Annotated in this window: 10 protein-coding genes; 6 read left to right on the top strand and 4 right to left on the bottom strand. The window is 44.3% G+C overall.

Annotated features, from left to right (window positions below):
- Positions 1-32 precede the first annotated feature (32 nt).
- Positions 33-1,265 carry an MFS transporter gene (locus NST74_RS27830; protein WP_341116003.1) on the bottom strand — a complete coding sequence of 411 codons (1,233 nt, stop codon included), beginning with the start codon at positions 1,263-1,265 and terminating at the stop codon, positions 33-35.
- 310 nt (positions 1,266-1,575) lie between these two features.
- Between NST74_RS27830 and NST74_RS27825 the strand changes: the two genes are divergently transcribed.
- The 4 genes from NST74_RS27825 to NST74_RS27810 all read left to right on the top strand — a co-directional run bounded on the left by NST74_RS27825 (position 1,576) and on the right by NST74_RS27810 (position 8,629).
- Positions 1,576-3,438, top strand: coding sequence for an ABC transporter ATP-binding protein (locus NST74_RS27825; protein ID WP_341115494.1), 1,863 nt, complete (start codon positions 1,576-1,578; stop codon positions 3,436-3,438).
- Positions 3,368-4,045, top strand: coding sequence for a response regulator transcription factor (locus NST74_RS27820; RefSeq protein WP_042131402.1), 678 nt, complete (start codon positions 3,368-3,370; stop codon positions 4,043-4,045). The genes NST74_RS27825 and NST74_RS27820 overlap by 71 nt, the downstream gene beginning before the upstream one ends.
- Positions 4,042-5,094, top strand: a complete 1,053-nt coding sequence (locus NST74_RS27815; protein ID WP_341115492.1) for a HAMP domain-containing sensor histidine kinase — start codon at positions 4,042-4,044, stop codon at positions 5,092-5,094. The genes NST74_RS27820 and NST74_RS27815 overlap by 4 nt, the downstream gene beginning before the upstream one ends.
- Positions 5,095-5,224: 130 nt before the next feature.
- Entirely contained in the window at positions 5,225-8,629 is a 3,405-nt protein-coding gene (locus tag NST74_RS27810; RefSeq protein ID WP_341115491.1) for an S-layer homology domain-containing protein, read from the top strand.
- Between the two features lie 91 nt (positions 8,630-8,720).
- Here NST74_RS27810 and moaA read toward each other — a convergent pair whose 3' ends face one another.
- Positions 8,721-9,722 carry a GTP 3',8-cyclase MoaA gene (gene moaA / locus NST74_RS27805; RefSeq protein WP_042131400.1) on the bottom strand — a complete coding sequence of 334 codons (1,002 nt, stop codon included), beginning with the start codon at positions 9,720-9,722 and terminating at the stop codon, positions 8,721-8,723.
- Between the two features lie 414 nt (positions 9,723-10,136).
- Between moaA and NST74_RS27800 the strand changes: the two genes are divergently transcribed.
- Positions 10,137-10,829 (top strand): TorD/DmsD family molecular chaperone, encoded by a 693-nt coding sequence (locus tag NST74_RS27800; RefSeq protein WP_076119010.1) that lies wholly within the window; start codon positions 10,137-10,139, stop codon positions 10,827-10,829.
- 591 nt (positions 10,830-11,420) lie between these two features.
- Here NST74_RS27800 and NST74_RS27795 read toward each other — a convergent pair.
- Positions 11,421-14,597, bottom strand: a complete 3,177-nt coding sequence (locus NST74_RS27795) for an efflux RND transporter permease subunit (protein ID WP_341115490.1) — start codon at positions 14,595-14,597, stop codon at positions 11,421-11,423.
- Between the two features lie 113 nt (positions 14,598-14,710).
- Positions 14,711-15,628: a TetR/AcrR family transcriptional regulator gene (locus tag NST74_RS27790; RefSeq protein ID WP_341115489.1), complete on the bottom strand. Its 918-nt coding sequence runs from the start codon at positions 15,626-15,628 to the stop codon at positions 14,711-14,713.
- Between the two features lie 229 nt (positions 15,629-15,857).
- On the opposite strand from NST74_RS27790, the gene cls reads away from it, so the two are divergent.
- Positions 15,858-17,366, top strand: a complete 1,509-nt coding sequence (cls, locus tag NST74_RS27785; RefSeq protein ID WP_341115488.1) for a cardiolipin synthase — start codon at positions 15,858-15,860, stop codon at positions 17,364-17,366.
- The last annotated feature ends 35 nt before the right edge of the window (positions 17,367-17,401 follow it).

Raw genomic sequence — 17,401 nt, 5'->3', positions numbered from 1 at the left:
GGTACGCCTGAGCCTCTTTTTTATTTTCGTGTCTATAAAATTTCAATCTCGGATAGCTCTTCTTCTTCCTCTGTAGGGGGACGATAACCTCCACGACTAACAAAGAGCCACATAAAGCCAAAACCGAGCGTTCCAAACAACGTCAAGAATACACCCGTCTGATACATGCTCTGCGCACCCAGATATTGATACATCCAACCTCCGAGAATGCCTCCAATGAAACCGGATATCCCACTCCAGCTTAGGGTGTAGAGCGCTTGTCCGGAAGAGCGATAAGGCCGTGGAATCAGGAGCATCGTCAATTGGGTCCCTACATAGAAGAAGCCGCCGAACGTTATGCAGTGCAAAATCTGAATAAACACTACTTGAATGGCAGTGGTCGCATCAGCCATAAACCACCAACGCAGAACGAACAAACCACTGACCAATGCAAGCCAGCCGAGCAGAACAGAAATTTTACGTTTTAGGAATCGGTCACAGAGAACGAATACGCCTATCTCCAAAATGGAGGAGAGGAACACGGCAAGACCAATCATTTTTTTAGAACCGCCCAGATCCGTAATATACAATGAGATGAATGTGGTGTTCATCGTGTTTGGTATGGAAACCAGAATGCCAAATAACAAAAACAACAGGAAAAAGGGATTGAAAATCACTTTACTTAGGCCTTTAAACGGCATCGGAGCTCTCATAATGGTATGGTTAATTTTAGGTAATACAAGAACGGATAGAATTGATGCGCCTAGTAACGCTGTAAGCAGATAGGTCAAGATGGATACGCCAGCCCAATCAAGGATAAAACCGGCGACAATCGCAATCAGTGCCCACCCTATTGAGCCCCAAAGCCGGAAAGAACGGAAGCGCTGATTAGTTCCTTCAATATAGCTAAGAATCATCGAGTTGCTTTGAGCAAATAATGGCCCTTGGAAGAAATAAAATAAAATAATGGCGTTGTAGATCATCTCATATGTATTTGCTCGAAACATAAACTGTGAGACCACTAGCGTTCCGAATAACATAAACAAAACGATACGCCGTATATTCTGAGAACGGTCTGTTAAGAACGCCCAGAATGGATTTGCAAATATGGATACTAGCGCTCCCATAGAGAATAAGACACCAATCTCTAATTTGTTCATCCCTACATCCAGCAAGTATAGTTGAAAGAAGCTGGTGAAGAGGACCATGGTTCCATATACAAAAAAATTGAACCATTTTAAAGACGTGATAGAAGATGGAATAGCGCCTTTTCGCAAATGGTTCACTCCTTTCTCACTAAATATCTTGCATGGAGTAGAATGACCAATAGTAGGCCCTTCTATCACTGTAACACGTGTTGAAAAGGGATACAAACACCCTTTTTTACTTTTTTACATTATTTTGGTGTTTATTTAGGTTTGAGACGATAAGCGACAAAAAACGCATAAAACGTGGTACAAAAGGTGAAGAAGACGCAAAATGGCTAATCAGCGGGTTTAACTTCAGTTTACAATTTGCAGATAGGATAATTGAAAGACGAGAAAGACATTACTATGCTTTTCTCGTAGAGGTACCAAGAAAAGGGGAGTTATTGTCATGAAGAAATCCGAATCCAAGCGCAAGATGGCGCTGAAGCCGTTCCTGATGCTACTAAGAGAAACCAAGCCTTCATACGGCTTATTGGCTATAGCCATTGCACTAAGCATGATATCGACATTAGTCAGTCTGGTAATTCCGATGTTCACTAAGAATTTAGTGGATGGCTTCTCACTAGCCTCCGTTAGTAAGCTTCAGATTGCGGGTATAGCAGCCGCGTTTATCGCGCAGACCATTGCGGGAGGGATCTCCATCTATCTGCTTAATTATGTGGGTCAGAAGATGGTTGCAGGTCTGCGGGATCGCCTGTGGCGTAAGTTTTTAGTTCTGCCTGTGGCTTATTACAACGACAATCGAACAGGAGAAAGCGTCAGCCGCATGACGAATGACACAGGGATCATCAAAACACTGATTTCTGAACATTTAGCTAGTTTATTTACCGGAGTGATCTCCATTGTGGGCTCTATTTCAGTGTTATTATTTCTCAATTGGAAAATGACGCTGGTTCTCTTTACAGTGCTTCCGCTTTCTGCGCTGATTCTAGTGCCGCTTGGACGGCAGATGTACAAAATCTCCAAGGGGATGCAAGACGAGACAGCCTCGTTTACCGCTACATTAAGTGGTGTATTGTCAGAGATCCGTCTGGTGAAATCCTCGGGTGCAGAGAAGAAAGAGTACGAAGCAGGCAAAACCGGAATTATGAATCTGCTTTCCTTTGGTATTCGTGAAGGTAAGATTAGCGCCATGATCAGTCCGCTAGTTTCCTTTGTTTTTATGATGTTGCTCGTCGTCATTATCGGCTACGGTGGAATGCAGGTATCTTCCGGTGTCCTTACCGCTGGTGAACTAGTCGCCTTTATTCTTTATCTTATTCAGATAATTATGCCACTTACTCAATTGACTACGTTCTTCACACAGATTCAGAAGGCTAAGGGTGCCTCAGAGCGTATTATTGAAACCTTGGCAGCAGAAGAGGAAGTATACGAGGGACAGGAAGAGGCGACTGGTGCTGAAGGTCCAATCTCGGTAGAGGGTCTAAGCTTTGGATATAAAAAAGGTGAGAATGTATTGACGGATGTAAGCTTCCGTATGCTTCCGGGTCAGGTGACGGCTATTGTTGGTCCGAGCGGGGGCGGTAAGACCACGTTGTTCTCGTTGCTCGAACGTTTTTATAAACCTCAGTCAGGTCAGATTAAGCTTGGCGACATGCCAGTGTCGACCTTCTCACTGCGCTCGTGGCGGAAGCAGATCGGGTACGTCTCACAAGAAAGCCCACTGTTAGCCGGTACGATTGCTGAGAATTTAACCTACGGATTGGATCGGGACGTTAGCAGTGAGGAGATGCGCACAGCAGCAGCCATGGCTTATGCAGATGGATTTATTGATGCCCTTCCTGAAGGATATAATACGGATGTCGGCGAAAGAGGCGTGAAGCTGTCTGGTGGACAACGGCAACGGATTGCCATTGCCAGAGCATTGCTGCGGAATCCGAAGATTCTTATGCTTGATGAAGCGACCTCCAGTCTCGATAGTCAATCAGAAGCGGTAGTGCAGAAGGCGCTGTCCAATTTAATGAAGGGTCGTACCACGGTTGTTATTGCCCACCGTTTGGCTACGGTTGTAAATGCAGATCAGATTATTTTTATGGAAAAGGGTCAGATTACCGGAATGGGAAGACATGAAGAGTTACTGGACAATCATGAGCTATACCGGGAATTTGCCACTCAACAGCTACAAATGAATACCATTGAGATTAAGGACACAGAAGAGAAAGAGGAGGCTCCAGTGACACATGACAAAAATACTAGTAGCGGACGACGATCCGCACATCCGCGAATTGGTAGAAGTATTTCTGAGAGCTGAGGGAATGGATGAGATCTATGGAGCTTCCGATGGACTGGAGGCTCTTCAGATACTGGAAAGCAATAATATAGATTTAGCTATTATTGATGTGATGATGCCCAATTTGGACGGCTGGGAGCTATGCCGGCGGATGCGCCAGAACTATGATTTTCCGATTTTAATGCTGACGGCTAAAGGGGAAACCTCACAAATTGTAAAAGGTTTTGAGCTGGGTAGTGATGACTATCTCGTTAAGCCTTTTGAGCCAGTGGTGCTTATTGCACGAGTAAAGGCGCTGCTCAAGCGTTATCAAATTTCTGCTGCACAAAGAGTGACCGTTGGTCGGTTGCGAATGAACCGTAAAACGTATGAGGTCTCCTCAGAGTATGGAGAAATCACTTTGCCGCTTAAGGAATTTGAGTTGTTGTTTAAGCTAGGCAGCTATCCAGGTCAGACATTGACTAGAGACAGACTGATCGAAGAGATTTGGGGTTATGATTTTGAGGGGAATGAACGAACACTAGATGTGCATATCAATCGTTTGCGTGAAAGATTTAATCAGGATAACTATGGGTTCGTTATTCGTACCATTCGGGGGCTAGGCTATCGGTTGGAGGCTGAGGCATGAATCGATTTAAAGAAATTGTTAAGCGAATCGGGATGATTTTAGTTTATTTCGGTGGCGTTGCGATTAGCTGGAGTGCAGCTTATTTCCTGATGAACTGGATATATAGCAGGGTTGGGCGTCCCTCCTCGGAGTATGTAGTCCAATTAATCAGCGTGATGGTCGGTATTGTGATCTTGTTCATGATGGCATTGGTATCCTCCAAGTTATTCCGGGGCTGGGAACGTGTTTTTTATAAATCGATCATCGAAGGCTTGGGGCGTATTGCTAAAGGTGATTTCAATGTAGTACTGGATAATACTAAGGATTATGGTGAATTCGGTGAGATTGTAGAGAGTATCAACGTCATGGCCAGTGAACTGAGCCAGATGGAGACCATGCGCCAGGATTTTATCTCCAATGTATCGCATGAAATTCAATCTCCACTAACCTCTATTCGGGGGTTTGCTCTTGCGCTGCAGGATGAGACTCTGAGTGTGGAGAGTAGGAGGCACTACCTTAATATTATCGTGGCTGAGAGTACCCGCGTATCTGGGCTCAGTGATAATTTATTGAAGCTGTCCGCGCTGGAATCGGGCAACTTTCCGTTTGAAAATCAGGTTTACCGTCTGGATAAGCAGCTTAGAGATACGATTCTGGCTTCTGAACCACAGTGGCTGGAGAAAAATATAGAGGTAGAGGCTGAATTGGAAGAATTGAATGTAACTGCGGTAAAAGATTTGATGACTCAGGTCTGGACCAATCTTCTTCATAACAGCATTAAATTCACTCCCCAGAATGGATGTATTCATATCAAGCTTCGAACAGTAGATGAGCGCGTAGAGGTGGAGATTCATGATAGTGGGATTGGCATCTCTGACGAAGATTTACCTCGCGTCTTTGATCGCTTCTATAAGGCAGACAAAGCTAGAACCGCGAGCGGTGGTGGCAGTGGTTTAGGCCTATCACTGGTTAAGAAAATCGTTGAGCTGCATAAAGGTAAAGTAACCGTAGCTAGCCGTCCTGGTGAAGGAACAGCGTTTATAGTGAGCTTGCCAATGCAAGTAAAATAAATCGGTAATGTTAATATAAAAATGAATATTTACATAAACATGCAACAAAATCCGACATGGCTTTACAATTTTCTACTATTCTAAATATAGAATCTACGAAAATCAAAAAGTCATCGGAGGATTAAATATTTTGAAGAAGAGCAAAATTCGCGTTTTTCTGACCAGTTCGCTTGCCGTATTATTGTTAGCACCCAACTTTTCATTACAGACAGTTTACAGTGCTTCAGGTGAATCAACGCCTGATTTCACAGCTACAACTTCAGAACATTCAGGGAAATGGATGACAGGTGAATACCATGCACATACTTATGAATCGAATGATGCTCAGGAATCTTTGAAAAGTGTGCTAGATGCTGCATTTGAACAAAATGGTTTTGACTGGATGGCACTGGCTGACCATCTTCGGGTATCTGACCGGGATGATGAAGGAGTGAATATCCCTGGCGGTTCTATTCCGATGTCTCAAGGCATTGTTGATTATCAAAATGAGAAAATTAAGAAATTACAGGCAGAAGGCAAATACGCTGGAAAAATCATTTTTTCCGGCTTTGAGTGGGATATGCCTCAATATGATCATGCAGCGGTTGGCATTGTTACAGATGAACCAAGGTCCGCAGAAGCTTTGAAGGCTATTAATCAATTTGAATATTTATTTACTAATCGGGATGTAAGTATGTTCGATCCGGCAGATGTGGCTGAGTGGAGTGCGGCGGATACTAGAGCTTTTTCTACAAAAGAAGATACACGCACAGCTATGAAATGGCTAAGCAGTCATTATCCAGATAGCTATGTACTGATCAATCATCCCTCCAGAAAAAATGGTACAAGCTCGGAGCTTAAAATAGAGGATATCCGGGACTTTAATAATATCGATCCAAATCTTGTCTTCGGCTTTGAAGGTATGCTGGGCAATCAGATGTCGAGTGATCGAGGAGAGACGCCTGAGACTTACGGGGGTACAGATGTCAAGGTTGCTCAGCTTGGAGGAATGTGGGATGCTCTGCTTGGCGAGGGCCGCAGGTTCTGGAATTTTGCTAACTCAGATTTTCATTTCAAAACAAAAAATGATCAATTCTCTAGCGGTTACTGGCCTGGTGAGTATTCCAAGAACTACACTTGGGTGGATGGCTCCGATATTCATGCTGTCGTAGACGGCATGCGGTCAGGGAAATCCTTCTCTGTCTTTGGAGATCTCATCAACGCCTTAGAGTTTAATGTATCTGGAGATGGGCAAGAGGAAGAAATGGGCGGTGAACTGGACGTAAAACAAGGGGACGACCTAGAGCTTACGATCCGTTTCAAAAGTCCACAGCAAAATAATAATGGCGATGCCGTTAAAGTGGACCATGTAGATCTGATCTCCGGTGAAGTCAACGGCAAGGTTGATCCTGGTACACCTGAGTACACCAAAGCAACTAACGATACAACAAAAGTACTGAAACGTTTCACAAGGGAGGACTGGACTACAGATGCCGAAGGCTACAATGTTATTAAGTATCAGGTAGGGGCAGCGGACAAGGATCGTTATTTCCGTTTAAGAGGGACTAATCTTGGAACTGACGTTGCTGGAGAGACCGTAAACGGTGAACCGCAGATTGATCCTAAAAATAATACTGTCGATAACCTGACTCGTTTCGAAGAAATCAATGCCCGTAATTATAGTGATATGTGGTTTTATTCCAATCCCATTTTTGTTTATGTGGAGTCGTATAGCGATCAGCAGGCCGTTAACGATACTATGACTGAGTTAGATCTTGGAGACACAAGCGCAGTAACTTCTGATCTAACGTTGCCTACCGAAGGCAAACACGGAACAAGTATTGTTTGGAACAGCTCTAATCCGGTTCTGATGACGAATGAAGGTAAACTCATCTACCAGCCTAAAAAGGATGCGAAGCTAACCTTAACAGCTACGATCCAGCGAGGCGCGGCTAAGGAAACGAAGGCTTTTGAAGTAACGCTTAGCGGAGATGATAACATTACTCCATTGGCGCTTCATAGCACATTAAAGACTGAGAACGGACAAACATATTTAAGCGGTAACTGGACGAATCAGAGTGTTTCCGTAAGTGTATATGCCAGCGTATATATTCCTGGGTCAGATGTATCTATTCAATTAGCGAAAGATGTGAACGGAGATTTCCTACCCTATGAAAGCGGGAAAGTAGTTGAGATTTCGGAAGAAGGGCAACATCAACTGCAATTTGAGGCTACGGATTCTTTAGAAAATAAGACAACATTGCCGATTGCTGTGAATATCGATCGTACAGCACCTGTGATCACCTTGAAGGGGGATAGCAATTTTAGTCTGACTCAAGGCGATGACTTCAAGGACCCGGGCGCAGACGTTACTGACAAGGTTGGAGTTGCAGGCTCTATCCTGGTGACAGGAACAGTGGATGTTCAGACTCCAGGAACCTATACACTGAAGTACAATGCCACAGATTTGGCTGGTAATGCGGCTGCTGAGGTTGTACGCACCGTAGTTGTAAATGCGGGTAACAGCAGTGGAGGGGGCAGCGGTCCAGTTGCAACTTCAGTCCCTACGCCAACGCCATCTCCTACAGAGCAGCCTTCTACAACTCCGTATGTGGAATTGGATGTAAAAGCACAGCAGGGAGGAACAGGCACACTTAAAGACATGGGCAGCTTTACAATTCCGGCTGGAGCATTGTCTGCAGACAGTGAAATTGTCTTTACGGTTGTTGCCACCGGTGAGACACCAGTGATGGGTGATCTTCAGGCTGTGAGTGCAACATTAGAGCTTACTAGCGACAAGATTGGAATGCTTAATAAACCCGTAGAACTATCTCTGAATTACGATGCGGGTCAGATTACACCAGGGCATAAAGCAGCTATTTACTATTACAATGAACAGCTTAATAAGTGGGTATATGTAGGTGGAAGCATCCAATTGGATGGGACTATAACTGCAAGTTTAAATCAATTTGCCAAATATGCTGTGTTTAATTATCAGGCCCCATTGCTTACCGATTTGAATAATCATTGGTCCACAGAGTTTACAGACCGTCTAATTGGTATGGGCATCATGAAAGGGTACGAGGATCATACCTTCCGCCCGAATGAGGATGTTACCCGGGCGCAGTTTGCTTCTATGATTGTACGGGCGCTTGGTTTGCAAACTACAGGCAGCACAGTGAAATTCGAGGATCAAAGTGATATTCCAGCTTGGGCTGCAGGTGATGTAGCAGCGGCGGTAGATGCCGGAATCCTTCGTGGATATGATGTGAACGGTAAAAAGTTCTTCGAGCCTTCTGAGAAGATTACACGTGCTGAAATGTCAGTTATGCTCGCTAATGCTTTGAAGGTCAATGCCCATAAGCAAACGGATAATGAGGGGAACTTCGCGGATCTTGCCTCCATTCCACAATGGGCACAGTCATCTGTACAAGCAGGTGTTGAAGCTGGTATTTTGGGTGGATTCGAGGATCATACGTTCCGACCTGAGAACAATGCTACAAGAGCGGAGGCAGCAACGACGCTTTACAAGCTGCTCGAGGCTCTATATCTATAATAGTGGATGGCGAAGGCTATCCTTTAATCTCTAAATGAAACGCCGCTTTTCCCAGATGACTTGGGGAAAGCGGCGTTTTTAATGAGACGGACTAGCCTCCAATTTGAGACATACGCCGAGCCGTCGGCGTGTGACTTTGTGCTTTTTTCTCCAAGGCTAATGCCATTTCGTGGTTATGCGGCTTGTTACCCAGAGCTTTGCGGAATAAGGCCTGCACTGCTGCGGGATCGCTTATTAGGGGGCGGACATTGTACTCATCTTCCCAATATAGACAAGCTTTAATATGGCCATCTGCAGTTAGTCTTAGACGATTGCAGTTATCGCAAAAGTGATCGCTTACGGGATGGATTAGACCGAACGTTCCTTGCGCTCCAATAACCCGCCGATTCTGGGAAGGGCCATTACCAGATGGCATCTCTGCCTCCTCGGTTTCCCAGCCGGCCGCAGTACAAGCTTCTATAACAGTTTCCAGCGGCAGATAGGATTGGCGCCAAGAATCAGTAGCACTTCCGATGGGCATATATTCAATAAAGCGTACATTTAGTGGACTGTTCAACGTAAGGGAGATGAAGTCTTTGATCTCGTCATCATTAATCCCTTTCATTAATACAACGTTAAGCTTGATTGGCTCCAGTCCAGCAGCTTGTGCTGCCTCGATTCCCTTTAGTACCTTGGAGACTTCACCGCCGCGTGTAATCATAGAAAAGCGATCTTGCCGTAAAGAGTCCAGACTGATATTCACTCGTGACAGCCCGGCTTCTTTTAGCAGCGCTGCTTTCGCTGGAAGCATTAATCCGTTCGTAGTCAGTGAAATATCGTCAATCCCCGGAATGGCGGATATCATAGTCACTAGCTTCTCCAGGTCTTTGCGTACAAGAGGTTCTCCTCCTGTTAGCCGTACCTTACGCAATCCAAGGGGGGCTAGCGATTCCACAATTGCGGTGATTTCCTCATAGCTTAGAATCTCGTCCTGCGGCTGGAATTCCATCCCTTCCGCTGGCATACAATAAATGCAACGCAGGTTGCAGCGGTCGGTAACCGAAATGCGGATGTAATCGTGTAAACGTCCAAAAGGGTCCGTCAGCGGCTCCATGGCGTTGCTCCCTTCATTTGTTGGTGTTTTGAGTGCTTCTCTCCTTAAGAGGAGGCGAAGGCATTTATACTTGTTTAGAATTTTAAAGATCGCTCGGAGGTACGTCAATGAGCAAAGTGTTGGATGGGTCGAACACTCCCTTTTTGAACAAGTCGGCATATGATTTTTTTGCATAATAATGGACAAACTAAATAAAATAACGAAGCCGAAATAGACTTGCGAAAATGTGACAAAAGTACGACAAATGAAGTGATTAGACATAGAATGCTCACGGAAAGCATTTTAAATATCCGATATAATCTAGGTGCGGATTACTTTTACGTTCACTTTTGCGAAAACAGAAAGGATACCGGAAAATGCATATCGTAATTAGACGATGCGTGACCGGGAAACCCATTGAGGAGGATTTGCAAAATGACTATGCAAACTGTTCCATCGCTCGCCGTGCCGGAGGCATTTAGCCATTGGTTGGAAAGTCGGGGATTAATATATCAGCTTTTAGTGGATTTTTTGGGTAGAAAACCATCACTCTCGCTTGTGGCTCAGTGGAGCCGCAATCGCAAGATGAGTGTTGCAGCAGAGATGACGGAAGGTGGACGGGAACTGAAACGATATTTGAGTCAGGAACCGAATAAGCTACCTTATATTTGCGAGAAAGAGAGCCAAGAGTATAAACGGCTTATGCATGAACAAACAGTAAGCTCTTTTAAATTACGTGAAGCTGCTATTCTAGGGCGTTCTGAAGATTTCTGCAACGTGCTTGCTGATGTGTATACTTCCGCGGGAATTGTATTTAACAAGTGTAATGGTGAGGCTGATGATCATATTGCTATCGAGCTGGAGTTTATGGCAGTGATGCATGAGCGTATGTTGTACAATAGCTTCTCAATTAGAAGTGCTATGGATCTACTTGATATTCAGGTAGCCTTTTTAGAGGATCATTTACTGCAATGGACTCCGCAGTTCTGTGAGAAATTAAATGCGGCAACGGATAGTACGTTGTATTTGGGACTTTCCCATATGCTCGCAGAGTTTCTACCCCTTGATTTACAAATGCTGCGTTCCTGGAGAGCTTCGCTGGAGAGCAGTGCAACAGCAATGGTATAAGAACACTATAATATAGAGCCCGGCCTATAAATTAGGCCGGGTTTTTCGTGCTGAAGAGTTGTGAAATACGCTGAAAAATGAAGTGTCGAATGGTGAACAAAGCGGTGATCCAAGCGGTGATCCAAGTGAAGTAGGTATGATGATCTGAGTGAAGTCTCAAATTCCGATCCGAGTGAAGCGCTAGAATAATAATTAGGGAATTTCTCCCTAAAACTCTGGGGTTAATGCTCACAAGACGTGTAATTAGGGAAAAACTCCCTATAATTCACCTGACTGGGTAATAAATCAGGCGAATTAGCTGATTTTCAGGGAGAAATTCCCTGATTTCGTTAATTCTGAGTGATTATCGGCTTTTATTAGGGAGCTTTTCCCTAATTAATTTTAGACCCACTGTCCGTTACATAGTCGCCTATCGCGAATCACCCGCCGCCACCGTATAAAAGCCCCATTACTCAACCAAAAAAATAATGGATAAGTAGTGCCCATTACTTTGTCCATTCCATAAAAAAAGAAGCTGTCCCATAAGTAGCATTCACTACTTTTGAGACAGCTTCTTCATCTAGCATGCTTACTTGATTCGCATCAAGTGGTTTAGTCAATTACCTTTTTGCTGCGGAATTTCATCAGGAACTCATACACAACTGGTACTACTACAAGTGTCAGCAGTGTGGAGCTGATCAAGCCGCCGATAACGGTAACGCCTAGTCCTTTGGAGATGATCCCCGCACTATTTTCAAGTCCTGTAACCAGTGGCAGTAATGCACCAATTGTTGCAAGTGCAGTCATCAAGATTGGACGTAAACGTGTACCGCCTGCTTCAAGCAAGGCTTGACGTGTGGTCATTCCTTCTTTTTCCTTATGAATAACGCGGTCGATGAGGACAATCGCATTCGTGACTACGATACCAATCAACATCAGCGCACCCATGAGGGAGGAGACGTTTAAGGTTTCCCCAGCGATCAGAAGGGCCACGAGAACCCCGATGATGGTGAAAGGAAGTGAGAACAGGATAGCAAATGGAGCTAATCCACCGCCAAATGTAACCACAAGCACAAAGTATACGATGGCAATAGCAGCCGCCATAGCAATACCTAATTGACCAAACGTATCATTGATTTGCTCAGTTACACCACCGAAGCTAACCGTTACGCCATCAGGTAATTCCATAGCATCTACTTTTTCCTTCACGATATTTGAAGCACTATTGACGTCACTAGAAATAATCTCAGCAGTGACATCTACCTTCATTTTACCGTCCATCCGAGTAATCGAGTCAGGGGAAGAGCCTTTTTCAATTTTAGCGACTTGCCCGATTGGCACGGAAATGCCTAGTGGTGAAGTCAATGTAGCCTCTTCCATTTCTTTAATACTCTTATACGTTTCTTTATCAGTTTCGATATAGACTTTGTAGTTCTTGCCGTCCATTTCTACTTCTGTGAGTACCGGACGTGTGCCTGCAGGAGCAAGCTTCATCGCAATTTGTCCCGCTGTAAGTCCAAGGGAGCTAAGCTTTCCTTGATCCGCTACAATCGTATATTGATCGTAAGCTTCTTTGAGGCTTGTTTCTCCATCTTTGAAATTAGCGGTGTCAGCTTGTACGATCTTGGCGATCTCATCCGCTACCGGCTTAATTTGATCTAGTTCATCTCCGAATACATTTACGGTTAACGTGCTTCCACCCATACCTCCGCTCATCATGGCGGACATATCGCCCCATACACCATCTGGAACTTCTGCGGCTAAGCCTTCGATCAACTTCTCTTTTACGTTTTCGAAATCAGGAGTATTGCTATCATAAACGATGAAAAAGAGTCCTGAGTTGCTGGATCCGCCCATACCCATTGGGCCGCCGCCACCGATGGAATATTGCATTTTATCCACATGCTGCTGCGCTAAAATATATTTCTCAGCTTTCAGGCCTTGCTCTTGAACTTCTTCAGTTCTTTGTCCAGCCTTTGGTGAGTATGTTAACATTACCGTTTTATCCTCTTGAGAAGGCATAAAGCTAACACCGATAGGCTTGATCAGGAACAAGCTGCCCGCAAGGAGGAGAACTGCAACTCCGAACGTAACGAGCTTATGAGAAAGACACCAGTTCAGAATTTTTTGATAACCGGCAGACAGTCTGTCTGGTTTCTCACTGTGCGTTTTCTTGCCTTTCAATCCATTTCGGAACAAGGAGTGAGCCATTGCAGGCACTAGGGTAATCGCAACTACCAATGAAGCGAGCAGGGCGAAGACCATAGTTAAAGCGAAAGGCAAGAATAGCTCCCCAACCATACCACTAACCAAAGCAAGCGGTAAGAACACGGCGATGGTTACAATTGTAGAGGACATGATGGGTACAAACATTTCACGGGTGGCTGCACTGATTAATTCCCGACCCTTCAGTTTCTCGCCGGATAAGGAGAGCCGTCGGTATATGTTCTCTATGACTACAATCGAGTCATCGACTACCCGTCCGATGGCAACGGTCATCGCTCCAAGGGTCATCATATTAAGCGTGATATCCATTTGACGCAGACATAACACTGCGATCAGTAGTGATAATGGAATTGAGATGATAGAAATGATCGTCGAACGAATATTCCGCAGGAAGACCAAAATGATGATTACTGCGAAAAGGGCACCAAATACTGCCTTGGACAACATTGTATTTACGGAGTCCTCAATCGGCTTACCTTGGTCAAGCAGAACTGTTAGATCGATGCCTTTATATTGTGCTTTTAATTCTTCAGTTTTGTCCTTAACGCCATTTACGACATCAACAGTGTTGGCATCATTGGCTTTGACAATCTGTATACCGATCGATTCTTTACCATTCGTACGGGAGATAGATTCAGAATTCCCAACAACCTCAATCGTGGCAAGCTCTCCCAGCTTCACAGTTGGCAGTCCCATATTTGCATTTGCAGCTCCGCCTACAGCGCCTGTACCAGCCGCACTTCCGGCACCTGCTCCGGCAGCCCCAGCAGCCTCAGCTCCAGGAGAACCAGCGCCAGCAGCACCGGCAGCCCCAGTTGGCATCACTGGAATGGCCACATTTTTAAGATCATCAACAGTAGTGATGTTGCCATCTACTACTACTGCCTTTTGGGCTTTGTCCATCTCGAACAGTCCTAGTGGAACACGGAGGGAAGAGCCTTGAATAATACCTTTAACTGTATCTTCGGTTAATCCATATTGACTCAGCTTGTCTTGATTGAACTTAAGCGAAACCTCTTTAACATATTGTCCAGAGATTTGTATAGAAGCGACACCCTCAACATCCTCAAGGGCAGGGCGAATGTCGTTCTCGGCAATACGGGTTAGTTCCTCAAGATCCTCTGAATCTCCATTGGATAGACTGAGGGAAACGACAGGCATTGAGCTAAGACTAAAGCGAGAAATGGAAGGCTTCTGCGCATTGTCTGGCAGTGAGACTTCATTTAGCGACTCGCGAACTGCTGCTGTCGCATTATCCAGATTCGTACCATAATCGAACTCAATTTGGATACTGGAGGCATTCTCCAGAGAAGTAGAGGTGATCGTTTTTACACCATCCACATTACGTAGCTTCTGCTCCAACGGTTTACTGACATCATTAACGACACCTTCTGGTGCAGCCCCCGGATAAATGGTTGTTACGCTAAGATAGGGTATACTAATATTAGGTAAGGTTTCTTGCTTCATTGTCAGTCCGCTATATAAACCGGCAAATACAATGATTATCGTCAGAAGCCAAATGGCAAATTTGTTCCTGAGCGAGAAATTAATTAAGCTTTTCATAAGTGTTGTTTCTGCTCCTCTCGGGCCTTTTCTTTACGAATAGGGCGCCATTTTGAAAATTTATAATACTCGCTATCCAATTTCTTCTCTCTCACGAACTCTTTATAGAGCAATTAACGAAATACGCATGAATGATTTGAAAAAGAGGTAACCAGCTTCCTCAATTCTTCCAATGGTGTAGTGAGCTCTGAGCAGGATTGGAGGTTGGACAACATCCCCTGTATGATTGCTTTGCGTGGGTGCGGTAAGAGAACTTCGCCTTCTAGAATGTTGAGTGATTCCAGCAAATCGGCTGACTCTTCGGGTTCTATACTATCTAATTTACTGACCACAGTCTTCATGTCCTTAATGATCTGAAGTGGATTCTTGCGCTTACTCTCCTCATTCTCCTCCATCCAGCTTGCTAGAATAGTAGAGTTGATGAGAGGCGCCTGCTTACTTGTAAGAAGACCAGCTACAATAATATCTAGTAGATTCATTAGATGATCAGCCATAACGGCAAGGGACAAATGGGTATCCTGACGAAAAATAACCGCAATATATGACTTGATTAGTCCATGACCTACAATACATAAATCTCCGGTATAGGGAACGATGTCTTTTCCATAAAGGTTCTCCATCTTCACCTGAAACCAGCGCAAGAAGGAGGCATTGTTTCTACGTAGCCATTCCGGTACTTCAGTATCAAATCCTTTTCCGGCAAATTCCTGAATTTGACGCTGTAAGAACTCCCGTAATTCGTATACATGGCTCAGTAGAATTTCTATTTGATTTCTAAGCTTCTCACGCGGTGTTCTTTGGGTTTCTTGTTCTTCACGCAATAAGGGATCACGAATCATTCGGTAACAATAGAGAAAAATACTTCGTTCCAATTCTTCTTTTGATTTGAATACTAGATACAAGCTTCCCTTCGAAATTCCGCATAATTCGGCGATCTCTTGCATGGACGTGGATGAGGAGCCTTTCACAGCGAATAACTGCATGGCGATCTTAATAATCTGCTCTTGTTTGTCCATAGTTTTATCGCTCATTGGGGGGGGATAACCTCCTTTCTGACTACTCAGTTCTATAATTGACTAATCGGTCAAAAATAATTATATTCGATCCATCCTGTCATTACAAATTTCAGAACAGAAGGGTTACAGTTTTGTTGTAAATAGATTTTTACACAGTAATTGTCTAGGAAGATATAGGTTCTTCATGTAATATATAAATGTGTCATTTTGGTGTTGCTTGTATGAATAAGAAGGTAGGTACAATATGAGAAGAGGACTTCAATCTATAATTATTATTGGGGCTTTCATAGCATTTTATTATTTTGGTTTTGGTATTTTTGGGAGTACTGCTGGAACGATTATTAGTATTTTCTCCACACTGACCGTCATTTCGATTAGTTTGGCTATTTTTATGGAGAACCGTAATCCTTCTACCACAATGTCTTGGATTCTTTTGCTTGCGTTGATTCCGGTGCTAGGTCTAGTCTTCTATTTTTTATTCGGACAGAACGTGTTTAAACGACGTAAATATGATAAAAAAGCACAACGAGATCTTATGGCCTATGAGCGGATTGAGAATGACGCCTTACGCACGCATCAAGATTGGTCGGTCTTTGATCCCTCTCGCCAAAAACTACTGCTATTATCCAAGACCTTAGCGCGCACTCCGATTTCCTTTGCTTCAGAGACGCGTATACTCACCAATGGTGAAGAGACGTTTGGGACATTACTGCTAGAGCTGCGACAAGCTAAGCACCATATACATATGGAGTATTACATCTTCCGTGCGGATCATATTGGAACGCGTATTCAACAGATTTTGATCGCGAAGGCACGTGCGGGTGTGTCGGTTCGATTCATGTATGATGCAGTAGGTAGCTTTCAGCTTTCCAGAGCCTTTTTGAAAGAGATGGTTGATGCTGGGGTACAGGTGGCTTCATATGGTAATTCCACCTCCTTTTTCTCTAGCCGGGTGAATTACCGGAATCACCGAAAAATTGTCGTCATCGATGGCGATGTCGGGTTCATGGGTGGACTCAATGTGGGGGATGAATACTTAAGCCGTAGCAAAACTTATGGATTCTGGCGCGACACCCATATGTTGATTAGAGGCGAAGCGGTACGGACGATGCAAATCATTTTCTTGCAAGATTGGATGCATACTACGGGTGAAAAAATACTGGAGCAGGATTATCTCACGCCACAGCTACACTTCATGACAGGGGACGGAGCAGTACAGATTATTGCGAGTGGACCGGACAATGAGCGCCGTGCACTCAAAAATATATTCTTCTCCATGATCACTTCTGCTGAGAAATCAGTATGGATTGCCAGCCCTTATTTCATTCCGGACGAGGATATCCTGACTGCGATCCGTGTAGCGGCCATATCCGGTCTAGATGTTCGCTTGTTATTCCCTGCTAAGCCGGATAAATGGATTCCGTTTCTGGCTTCTCACTCCTATTTCCCGGCATTGCTGGAAGCTGGAGTGAAGATTTATGAATACGAGAAGGGCTTTATACACTCTAAGCTTTTAATCGTGGATGGTGAAATAGCGACTATTGGTACGGCAAATATGGACATGCGGAGCTTCCATCTTAACTTTGAGGTTAACGCATTATTGCTTCAGACAGAGAGTGTTACACGAATCGTTGCTGATTTTGAACGGGATTTACTGTCTACCACTCAGATTGTGCATGAGACCTTTATGAATAAACGCATGGTGATACGTATACTGGAATCTGCCGCCAGATTAATGTCCCCTCTGCTATAACTTCATTACAAGCTAAACCACCGCAGAGAGTGTTT

This window comes from Paenibacillus sp. FSL F4-0125 (assembly GCF_038008565.1).
In the GTDB taxonomy this organism is placed as follows: Bacteria; Bacillota; Bacilli; order Paenibacillales; family Paenibacillaceae; genus Paenibacillus_AQ.
The sequence above is the reverse complement of the archived record's forward strand: the minus strand, read 5'-3'. Positions and strand labels throughout refer to the sequence as shown.